An 11823-nucleotide genomic window follows, 5' to 3' on the forward strand; every position below is an offset into this window, starting at 1 on the left:
TTAATAAACCTACTATTAATGCTAATGTAATTGCATTACCTATTAACTTTTCTGCTTCTTCTTTTTTACCTTGACCTAATTTAATAGATATGTTTGTTGTAGTACCTATACCTATTAACATACCAAATGCCATTATTATAGTCATAATAGGCATAGTAACACCAAGCCCTGTTATAGCAAGTGGACCAACTCCTGGAATGTTTCCTATAAATATTCTATCTACTACATTGTATAATCCGTTCACTATCATACCTATAATAGCTGGAACAGAATATTTTATCAGTAATTTTCCTATAGGCTCTGTACCTAAAATTTGTTGATTATCTTTCATCTTAAACCTCCTATTTAATATTTTGACTTATACATATTTTCTTTAACACAGTAAGTAAAAAATCTACTTCTTCTTGTGAAAGATCCTTTGAGATATGTTTTTCCCATTCATATAATATCCCTTTAATATTATCTTCCATATCTTTTGACTTTTCAGTTAGATATAACTTATAAGCCCTTTTGTCATTTTCATCTTTAACCCTAATTAAGAAACTTTCTTCTTCAAGCTTTTTTATAGCTCTACAAGTAGTACCCTTATCTATGTGTAAATTTTCAGCTAGTTCCTCTTGACTGATACCATCTTTTTTATATAATTGCATCAAAAACATTATTTGTCCTGATCCTATTCCAAACTTAGAAATTTCTTTACTTATAAAAGAGTTTCCTTTTCTATAAATCTGAGATATATATCTTCCGATAGGCTCTCTTTTTCCATTTATCATTTTTTCCTCCTCAAGTTTAGATAAACTTACGTCTATAAATAAAAATAGTTGCTTAGCCAACTATTTTCATTATATTACTATTCAGTTGTTATTGCAACTATTTTTTAAAATCTAAAATTGACTAACTTAATTATATATAAATACCCCGTCGTATTTTACGACGGGGTATTTATATATAATTATTTATTTTCTTTTAATAATTCTGTAGTTACTTTTTCTACATTTGCACTACATCTACCACATCCAGATCCAGCTTTTGTAGCTTGTTGAACTGCACCTAAAGAATCTGCACCTTCATTTATAGCCTTTTCTATATCTCCTACAGTTACATTAAAGCAGTAACATACTTTTTCATCTTTATTCATAATATTTTACCTCCATCAAATTTATATAAAATTATTATACCCATACCTTTACATTTTTAACATATTAACTGATAAAATATTAATTGAACTTTACATTTGCACTTCTTATATTAACAAAATATTCTGTAGGATTATTTATAAGTTCTTCATTTATCAATCCTTTAAAGCTTTTTTCGTTAAGTATATGTTCTGTATCATTAGAGTTAATATAATTTTCTAAAGAAGTACCTAAATATTTACTTACACTATTTTCATCAAAAGATATACTATTTGAAGTTTTTATATCAAAATTAAATTTATAATCTGATATAGGTAACTTTAAATCTACATTTTCCTCTGAAGTAATATCAAGATTTTTAGCTATTGGTAAGTTTGTATTTATATTAACACTATTATCATAACCACCTTGTGCCAATATTTTAATACTTTCTGGAATTTTAGATTCATCTTCTACAAAAGTTCCCTCATATATATTTACATAATTTGATTCTATACTTAAATTATCTATACAATATACCTCCCTAACTTTTAAAGATATATCAGAGTTAGATTTTATATTTAGAGTTTTTATATTACTATTTTCACTTAATGATATATTTCCATATTGTGTATTAAAATTTAAATTATTAGCATTGACACCATTAATATATAGTCCACCATTATTTGTATTTACATTTATATCTATATTTTCAGGAATATAAACTGTTATATCTGAATTATGAGATGTATATAATTCATCTACTAAGTATCTAACTATATCATCTATACTTTTTCCTAAGTTATTATTGTTATTATTAAACTCTTCATCTATAGTTAATTCACTACCACTTTCTTTGGTAGTTATTGTACTTAAGTTTTTATTTCCACTCCTTTCAACTATAACATCTTTTCCATCATATTTTTTTATTATTATGTTACTTACTTTAGAATTTATATTTAACTTTGCCAAGTCTATTTTTCCCTTATACAAAACCTCTTGTTGATTTAAATTATTCTGCATAGCTTGAGCATCATTTATTAACTTTGGCATTACTTCTATTCCCGACCATATACTACCTACAATACCTGTTATAAGAAGAACTACACCAACACCTGTAACTATACGTTTTTTATTCATCTAATTCTCCTCCATCCTTATCTTTAATTATTGTTTCATCATGCCTTTCTATTTCTTCCTTTTTTATACTTCCATCTATATATAATTGATTTGTTTTTATCCATGTTATATATATTTTAAATGCTTTTTTTTCTAATCTTACAACTGCAATAAATAATTGCCATATTAGTATTTCAAATCCTATATAAGCTATAAATAAAAATATTATTAATGTTTTAACTTCTGGCATTACATTGGTTAAACTAATTGCAAAAGGAGTCCCTATAACTAATGCAATTAACGAACCTATAAGACCTATTCCTACTCCAATAGTTGAACATACTATAGCAAATGCAAATGGTAATAGTATTATAGTAAGTAATACTTGTAAAATTTCTATTTTCTTTCTTGATTTTACATGTTCTTTATCATTTAAGTTTACCTTAAATTTATTTAATCCTGATTTAAATTTTCCTTTTGCTTCTATAAAAAAGTTTTCTACTTTTCCTTTAACCTTATTTTCACTTTTTATATTACTTTCGGCTAATAGTTCATTTGCAATTTCCTTTGGTGAACCCAATGATTGAATTATTTCTATTTCACTTTTACCTTCAATTATTCCATCTACAAAGTACTCTTCATAATCTCTTAATATATCCATAACTTCATCTTCAGAAAAACCTTTCTTAAGATAATCTCTTAAAATTTCTAAAAAATCCTCTTTCTTCAATTCAATTCCTCCTTAATCATTTAAAAATGTATTTACTGCATATACAAATTCATTCCATTCGCTTTTTAATCTATTTAAGTTTTCAATTCCTTCAGGTGTTATTTTGTAATATTTTCTCGCTGGCCCTTCATTTGATTCTAGTATATAAGTTTCAAAATATCCCTCTTTTGTAAGCCTTCTTAGTATTGGGTATATTGTTCCCTCATTTACTTCAATAACTTTTGATATATTTTGAACTATTTCGTATCCATACATATCTTTTTTAGATATTAAAGTAAGGACACAAATTTCAAGAACTCCTTTTCTAAATTGAGTATTCATTAATTACTCCTTTCTTATGTATTTCTTTAAATTAATTACATAGTACTGTGCATTACACACTACCTGTTAATTATATTAACACAGTACTGTGTGATACACAATACTTTTTTATACATTATTATATAAAAATTCGCTTCGCTCATGTCGCCAACGATATATCCTTGCTAACGCTACGGATGCATCCGTTGCTCAAAATTTCATTATTTACATTTATAGGCTATATACAAACACAAAATTTTTCATAATCTACTTTACTTATACATAAAAAATTCGCTTCGCTTAAGCGACATGTAAGCGAAATAATTTATTTCTTAAACAATATCTTACACTAAACCACTATGTATAATAATCATTTTAAAATATATTTTTTCATTTATAAACCTATTGATATTACTTATATTCAGAAGTTATCTACATTTCTTAAGTATTATAATATCCTTAAGCATAAAAAAGCCCTCTAAAAAAGAGAGCTCGATTAAAAACTTTAAAGTTTAATTATAAGTATTTAGTTTATAAAATAATTTGGTTTTTCATCAACAACAATCTTTTTATGCTTTTGAATATAATCAAGTATTATTTCACTTATATCTAAATTAATTTCTTTAACAACCTTACAACCTTTATATGCTGGATATATAGAAGTATTACTAGCTCTATAATTATTTAAAACTATTGTATAAGTCTTATCCATACTAATATCCTTACCATCTTTTTTCATATAGACAACTCTATCATAAAAATCTCTTGATAAATCTATCTTATATTCTAATCCTCCAAAAGTATCATAGTTATAGTGTTGAACTTTAGGATGTAAAAATTCTTTGTTTATACCTATTTTTCCATCTTCAATAACAAAGTAAGTTGCACTCTTTTCTATAGCTTCTTTTAATTTTTCACCTGTAACTTCTAGCACTTTTAAAGTATTAGGATATGGATAATTTATTAAGACATCTCTAACCGATATTTTTTTACTAAATCCCATAGCACTATCAAATACTGATAATGCAGAAAAATCAGCACCAGAAACATCTAACTGTACTTGATGTAGAAAATTTATAAATGGATGACCTTTTAATCTTGCTAAGAATATATCATCAACCTTAATATCCTTATCAAATTCACCGATAATTTTATCTAAGTAAACCTCTAAATCCTTTTGTGTTTGAGTAAATATATTTTCTAATTTATCATCTATGTCATCATTTAATTTACTAACATCTATCAATTCATAAGATATATCATTACTTTCTGTATCAATAACTACCTTAGTAAAGCTTTGACCATTATGCATTGGTTGAGAACAAATTACATCTTTTATCTTAGTTATAAATGAACGATGTTGATGACCACTTAATATCATATTTATTGAGTCAAAATTTTCTAAAAGCTCACTTCCTTGGTTTTCTTTTGTTAAAGCTTCTGTTGGAGTCATATTTTCATCTAAGCTTTTTTCAAATCCACCATGATAACAAACTATTATAAAATCACAGTTTTCTTTTAATTCTTTTTCATATTTAGCATATTGTTTAACTACATCTAGAAATTCTAAATCTTTTATATTTGCTTCTTGTTCCCAATTAGGTATATAAACAGTTGTAAAACCTATACACCCTACTTTAAAACCATTAAAATCAAATACTTTATATGGTTTAGTATTAAAAGGCAATCCTTTTATATTTGCATTTATTACTTTATCAGAAATTTTATCATATGCATTTTTTAAATAGTTAAGTCCATAATTAAATTCATGATTTCCAAGTACATAGGCATTATAGTTTATAGCTTCTAACCCTTTTATTATAGGGTTTTCATCTATAGCTTGTTTAGATAAAAAATGTGTAAGTGCTGAGCCTTGAACTAAATCACCACAGTCAATCTTTAAAGATGCATCATAATTTTTTTCATCATTTAATATATAACTAGCAATTTTTAAAAAACCTAGTGGTTGATCATTTACATAGTTTGTAGGATAAATATATCCATGTAAGTCACTAGTTTGATATATAACAATTTTCATAGTTTTACTCCTTTTATCAAAGTCTAATATTTTTACAAATAAGATAATTTATAATCTATAATATAAAATTCGCTTCGCTTGAGCGACGTGTCGGCGAAACACTTCATGTCGCCAACGACTTCGTCCGTTGCTTGAGCCACTGCGTGGGCGAAGTATTTCAAAATCTTTTTTACGCTCAAAAACAATTTATTCATATTACTTACATTCATAAGTTATCCACATTTTTTAAAGTATTATAATATCCTTAAGCGTAAAAACAGGGCGTAATCCTGTTTTAAGAAACGCCCTAACTATTTTTTATTCCCAAATAGACATTAAAGTAGATTTAAATGCTTCTAATTTTGATTTAACATCTGGATTTTTCTCTGCTAATACTGATTCTAATACTGTATTTGATTCTCTATATGCACTATCCATACCTTTTACAAGAGGATTTGTAAATAAGTTTTTAGTTGCATCTGCTATAATTGGAGCTATTAAACTTCCTGTATTTTTGTATTCATCAGAATTTATAGCACTTTCTCTAACAGGTATATATCCAGTTTGTGTAGCCCAAGTTATTTGATTATCTTTTGTTGTTAAAAATTTTAAGAATTCATATGCTGCTGTTTTTTGTTCAGCTGTAGCACTATTAAATACAAATAAATCTGTTCCTTGTTGCATTACTTCTTTAGCTGGATATGGAGCAACGCCTATCTCAAATTTATTATTAACACCTTGTTTTACAAAAGTTTCACTTGCATTAGATCCTACAAACATAGCTATTGTTTCATTTCCAAAAGGAGCTGATAAGTATTTGTCTGTTCCTGCTATTCTAAAATATCCATCTTCTACACCATCTAGATAATAATCAACTGCTTTTTCTGATTTATCACTAGTTGGGTCTAGTTTTGAGTCAAATGTTACACCCTCATTTTTTAAATATGTTGTGTAATAATTACTTAATGAATCAAATCCACCACCAAATATATTTGCTTTTTCTTTTATATCTTCTGCTACATCTTTAAATTCTTCATATGTTTTTGGAACTTTTAAATTTAATTTATCAAATAAAGTTTTGTTGTACCATAAAACTTCAGTAGATTTATTAAAGGGAATTCCATATATTTTTCCATCTAATGTTGATGCTTCTCTAAACCCTTTTACTATATCATCGTAGTTGTCAAATTTTAAAGTTTCATTTTCTATATAAGGTTTTAAATCAAGTACTAAATTTTCATCTATAGCATTTAACAACCAATCTGGATAAGCTTGTGTCATAGTTGGTAAATCCTTTGGACTTGCTGTTGTTGCTGTTATCTTTTGTTGTAAATCAGGATAACTTGATTGATTTTGAAGAATTACTTTTATATTAGGATTTTCTTTTTGAAAATTATCAACTAATCCTTGTAATGATTTTTCTTGGTCACCATTCATTGCATGCCAAAAAGTTATTTCAACTGGATTTTTTATTTCAGTAACTATTTCTTCATTAGTTGGTGTAGCTGATTGTTTTTTTCCTGAACATCCTGCCATTAAACTTAAAGATATAGCCAACGGCAATATTTTTTTTAACTTCATTATATTCTTCCTCCTTAAATAGTTTGATTTTTCTTTGGTAATAATCTTTCTCCATGCTCATTATAAAGTTTCTCTGGCTTATATGAGTGAATTGGTACTAATAGCTTTGGTTTAATTAAATTTATTATTTTTATTAAATCCTTTGGATGAGCATGTCCACTACATGATACTGTTATAAATTCTATATTATGTTTTTTAAATTTATTTACAAATGGTTCATAACTTGGGTCATAAGGACCTAAAGGTACTGCATTTGAGTGGATATATATTCCACCTTTTTTTAGTTTATTAAATTGTTTAAGTGAATTTTTATCTAATTGCCACATATACTCACTTTCATCATTTAATAACTCTTCAAATTTAATTTCATATTCTAGATTTAATCCATAATCTTTATCATCTAATCTATAATAATAAGATTCATAATTAGTAGCTTCTTTTAATACATAAGAATAATATGCATCTAAAACAACTTTTCTAGGATTTGTTTTTATTATATTTAAAATCCTTTCTATATTAGAAATATAATAATTAAATGTTATCTGCTTATTAGGATTATTATTTACTATTTCATTTACTCTTTTTATTAAATCATTTTCATTGCATAAATCATTTTCATTCTCTTCATCTTCAAAATCTTTAAAAGAAACTGTAACACCTTCTATTAATAAAACATCACAGTTTTCACTTTCCTTACAAAACTTTAGTGTATCTTCTTTTCTATAACCATGAAGTCTTATATCTCCAGTATAAGAAATCACTAAATCTGGTGTTTTAATTAGTAATCCACAAGCACCATAAGCATCATGGTCTACTGGCATTACTTTTACTTTTATTTTCCCTACTTCAATTACTTCATTTTCTTTAACTCCAATTATTTCTCTAGTATTAGAATCTTTTTTATTATGAAGAGGGAATAAAAAATCATCATTTATATTTAGTGTATTAAGTAATGATTTCGTTCCTTCTAATGTATATAAAGGAATACTTGGATTTAAATAATTAATAATTTTTGAATGATCTAAATGCATATGAGATAAAAATACCGCAGTATGCTTAAAATTATCTTCACTTGATTTATATCCTTTAAGTTCAATGCTTGGATCATACATATTATTTAAATAAGGAACTAATTTTTCATCTAATAGTTCTTGTAAATTAGATGGTTGAAAAGATGCACTTGGATTATATTCACTTCCAAAATCAAAGAATATATGACTATCTTCATATACAACTTCTATAATAGTTCCTCCAATTGTTAGTATTCCATTATGAAAAGTTATTTTTGTTTTTTTATCCTTTAATACCACTGCTTGCAACTCCTTTAATTATTTCTTTTCTAAATATTAAATATATAATCAGTATTGGTACTATAGCTATTGTTGATGCAGCCATTTGTAATTGCACATTGGTACCACTTTCTGTAGCAAAGGCACTTAGTCCATTACTAAGTAATCTCATTTCTTTGCTATTAGTTACAAGTATTGGCCATAAAAAAGAATTCCATCCACCTATAAAACTTAATATTCCCATTGTAAATAATGATGGTTTTATAAGTGGAACTAAAATTCTAGTAATAAATTCTAAATCACTACATCCATCTACTTTAGCTGCTTTATAATATGACATAGGAATACTTGAAACATATCCTCTTAAGTAAAATATATAAAATACACTTGCAAGTGATGGTACAATAAGTGCTGTATAAGTATCTAATAACCCTAACCTTGCTATTGTTTGATAGTTAGTAAAAACTGTAACTTCATATGGCACCATTAGTAATGTAACCAATGCACCTGATAATATGTTTTTAAATTTAAATTCTAATTTAACTAATGCAAAAGCTGCAAGTACTGAAGTTATTAATGTACCAAGTGTTGATATTCCTGCTACAAATATGGTATTTAAGAAATATCTAGCAAAAGGTGCTTGCTTCATTGCTTCTCTAAAGTTTTGCCACTGAAAAGATTTTGGAAACAATGTTGGAGGTACACTCGTTGCTTCTTGAAAAGTCATTAAACTTGATAAAATCATATAAACAAATGGAAATAATGTTATCAATGCCATAATGACTACAAATATTTTTCCTAAAATTGAACTAACTTTTCCCATATTTTCACCTACTTAGATATTTTCTTTAGTACATAATTTTGAATCATTGTAAATATCAGTATAAGTATAAATAATATAACTGCAGCTGCCATACCTTGACCATAACGGTATTCAACATAGAATTTATTAAATATATAAAATACTGCTGTAGTTGCACTATCTGCAATACCAGCTTTACCATTAAATATTGCAAATACTTGTGCATATACCTTAAATGCATTTATAAAATTAATCATTAATAAGAATGTAATAATCGGTATCATTTGAGGTAATGTTATTCTAAAAAACTGCTCTGTTTTAGTTGCACCAAACATATCTGCAACCTTGTAATAATTTTTATCTACATTTCTAAGTCCAGAAATTAATATTATTATATTAAATGCAAGACCTGACCATATTCCAAATATAATCAATGTAAACATACTCATCTTAGGGTCATCTAAGAAATTTATTGGTCCTACATTTATAAAACTTAGTATATAATTTATAAATCCATAGTCCTTATTTAATAAAAATCTAAATACTATACCTACTGCTATAATACTTGTTAAATAAGGTATAAAAAATATAGTTTCAAATATATCTTTATGTTTGATTTTTTCAAAAATAATTAACGATATAATCATTGCAATAATAACACCTACTGGTACTACCGTAAAAGAATATAAGGTTGTATTTAATATTGCTTTATGAAATTTAGGATCACTTAATACAATTTGATAATTTCTAATTCCATTAAACACTAAATTATTTAAAGTTCCTTTTTCAAAAGATATAATAAAAGTTTTTATTAATGGATATACATGAAATACTAGAATTATAATTAAAGCAGGTAATAAGTATAACCATGCTTGTGGTGAATTTTCTGCACTATATTTTAATTTCTTCATTAGTAAACCCTCGTTCCGTCTTCTTTAAATATATAAATGCCGTTATAATCTATATCAAATCCAACTTCGTCATTTTCACATATACCTTCATTTATATCTGTAATTGCTTTAGAAAATTTATTATTGATTTTGAAATTTAATATACAATCTTTTCCTATTAATTCAGCAGTTTCAATTTTTCCTTTAAATAATGGTGTATCACTTAAAATAAAATATTCAGGTCTTATACCTACAACATATTTATCTTCATTAAAACTTTGTTTTATTCTGCTTTCATTTAGTAATCCTAAATCAATAGAAAAATCATCTCCAACTAAAACATTGCCTTCTTTATTCATCTCATAAATATTTATAATTGGATTACCCATAAACTTTGCAACAAATAAGTTTGCAGGCTCTAGATATAAATTTTGTGGTATATCAAATTGTTGTACTATTCCTTGATTCATTAAAACTATTCTATCACTTATAGATAAAGCTTCTTCTTGGTCATGGGTTACAAATATTGTAGTTATACCTATCTCTTTTACTAATCTTCTTATTTCCTCTCTTATCTTTAGTCTTAGCCTTGCATCTAAGTTACTTAATGGCTCATCTAATAGTAGAATTTTTGGACTTTGAACTAAAGCTCTTGTTATTGCAACCCTTTGTTGTTGTCCACCTGACATCTCTCCAGGTTTTTTATTTGCCAACTCTTCAATACTAGTTATTTTCATATACTCTTTAGCTATTTTTTCAGCTTCTTCTTTTGGCTTCTTTTTTTTACCAACAGTTAATGGGAACATAACATTTTCTAAAACTGTCATATGAGGATATAATGCATAATTTTGAAATACAAGCCCTATATTACGATCTTTAGGATGTTTGTTTATAACTGATTCATTATCAAATTTAATATCCCCACTTGTAGGGTCTAATAATCCTGCTAATAAGTTTAATATTGTTGTTTTACCGCACCCACTAGGACCTAACAAACATACTAACTCGCCTTCATTTATTTCAAGATTTATACTTTTTAATGCTTCATATCCATTATCATAAACTTTTTGCAGTTTATTAATATGTATCATAACCTTATCACCTCTCATAAATATATTATTGCTCCAAATTTGTAATCTTATTTATATCTATTTTCTAACTTTAAATTTTCTTATTTAATTTTCAATCGATGTAATATATCCATGTAAGTAAAATAAAAAATTCGCTTCGCCTGAGCGACGTGTCGGCGAAACACTTCATTTCGCCAACGATATATCCTTGCTCACGCTACGGATACATCCATTGCTCAAAATCATTTTTACTTATAATAAATACATCTATATAACTAAGCTTAACTTACTTATATGTACTTTCTAAGTCTACATAATTTCCTTGTACGTAAAAAATACCCTCCATAAAGGAGGGTATTTAAAACTATTCATAACTTCCATAAACTAAAACTTTACCATCTTCAACCATAACTCTACCATTAGCTATAACATGGTCAATACAAAAATCATTATTAAAAATAATCATATCAGCATCACTACCTTCAGCTATACATCCTTTTTTAGGATATATTTCTAATGCCTTAGCAACATTACTTGTAAAATAACTTAATGCTCTATCTATAGCTATTTCACTTTCATTAACCATAGCCTTAAACTCTTTATATAAGCTACTAACACTAGATACACCAATCTTTATAAGATTTCCATTCTCATCATATTTTGACCAGCTTCCATATCCATCAGAACTTATAGTTATATTTTCACTTAAAACGCCTTTATTCTCAGCTTCCTTTACTACATTTTTAGGACTAAGTTCATCATATATTCCACAAGTTAAATCTATTATTCCACCCATTTTAGCATATTCAAAACCTTGTTCTAAAAGCTCTCTTCTTCTATTTACATGAGTTGGTCTCATAGTCTTAATTGGTATTTCAGTTTCTTTTAATACTTCAAATACTGGATTTAA

The 11823-nt window shown here is 26.4% G+C and carries 13 protein-coding genes; all 13 read right to left on the reverse strand.

All coding sequences use genetic code 11. From position 1 onward, the window contains the following. Positions 1–331, reverse strand: a 331-nt coding sequence (locus Q5F54_RS05645; protein WP_302334085.1) for an MATE family efflux transporter, incomplete at its 3' end; no start/stop codon positions are given. A gap of 10 nt (positions 332–341) precedes the next feature. Then, a complete protein-coding gene (locus tag Q5F54_RS05650; protein ID WP_281539108.1) occupies positions 342–773 on the reverse strand; it encodes a MarR family winged helix-turn-helix transcriptional regulator in 432 nt (143 codons plus the stop codon). A gap of 179 nt (positions 774–952) precedes the next feature. Beyond that, positions 953–1138, reverse strand: coding sequence for a (2Fe-2S)-binding protein (locus Q5F54_RS05655; RefSeq protein ID WP_281539107.1), 186 nt, complete (start codon positions 1136–1138; stop codon positions 953–955). Between the two features lie 79 nt (positions 1139–1217). Then, entirely contained in the window at positions 1218–2255 is a 1038-nt protein-coding gene (locus Q5F54_RS05660) for a DUF4097 family beta strand repeat-containing protein (protein ID WP_281539106.1), read from the reverse strand. Next, a complete protein-coding gene (locus Q5F54_RS05665; protein WP_071120833.1) occupies positions 2248–2964 on the reverse strand; it encodes a DUF1700 domain-containing protein in 717 nt (238 codons plus the stop codon). Before Q5F54_RS05665 ends, Q5F54_RS05660 begins: the two co-directional genes overlap by 8 nt. 12 nt (positions 2965–2976) lie before the next feature. Further along, positions 2977–3285: a PadR family transcriptional regulator gene (locus Q5F54_RS05670; RefSeq protein WP_071120834.1), complete on the reverse strand. Its 309-nt coding sequence runs from the start codon at positions 3283–3285 to the stop codon at positions 2977–2979. Positions 3286–3790: 505 nt separating this feature from the next. Continuing rightward, a complete protein-coding gene (locus tag Q5F54_RS05675) occupies positions 3791–5302 on the reverse strand; it encodes a bifunctional UDP-sugar hydrolase/5'-nucleotidase (protein ID WP_302334086.1) in 1512 nt (503 codons plus the stop codon). A gap of 297 nt (positions 5303–5599) precedes the next feature. Continuing rightward, positions 5600–6862 carry an ABC transporter substrate-binding protein gene (locus Q5F54_RS05680; RefSeq protein WP_302334087.1) on the reverse strand — a complete coding sequence of 421 codons (1263 nt, stop codon included), beginning with the start codon at positions 6860–6862 and terminating at the stop codon, positions 5600–5602. 14 nt (positions 6863–6876) lie between these two features. Beyond that, positions 6877–8172 carry an MBL fold metallo-hydrolase gene (locus Q5F54_RS05685; protein ID WP_302334088.1) on the reverse strand — a complete coding sequence of 432 codons (1296 nt, stop codon included), beginning with the start codon at positions 8170–8172 and terminating at the stop codon, positions 6877–6879. Further along, positions 8156–8974 carry a carbohydrate ABC transporter permease gene (locus Q5F54_RS05690; protein WP_288526369.1) on the reverse strand — a complete coding sequence of 273 codons (819 nt, stop codon included), beginning with the start codon at positions 8972–8974 and terminating at the stop codon, positions 8156–8158. Before Q5F54_RS05690 ends, Q5F54_RS05685 begins: the two co-directional genes overlap by 17 nt. Before the next feature lie 8 nt (positions 8975–8982). Next, entirely contained in the window at positions 8983–9864 is an 882-nt protein-coding gene (locus tag Q5F54_RS05695) for a carbohydrate ABC transporter permease (RefSeq protein ID WP_071120842.1), read from the reverse strand. After that, positions 9864–10934, reverse strand: a complete 1071-nt coding sequence (locus Q5F54_RS05700) for an ABC transporter ATP-binding protein (protein WP_281539102.1) — start codon at positions 10932–10934, stop codon at positions 9864–9866. The genes Q5F54_RS05695 and Q5F54_RS05700 overlap by 1 nt, the downstream gene beginning before the upstream one ends. A gap of 343 nt (positions 10935–11277) precedes the next feature. Continuing rightward, the coding region (locus Q5F54_RS05705; protein WP_302334089.1) for an amidohydrolase family protein at positions 11278–11823 on the reverse strand (546 nt) is incomplete at its 5' end.

It is taken from the genome of uncultured Romboutsia sp., from assembly GCF_958366745.1.
Taxonomy (GTDB): Bacteria; Bacillota; Clostridia; order Peptostreptococcales; family Peptostreptococcaceae; genus Romboutsia; species Romboutsia timonensis.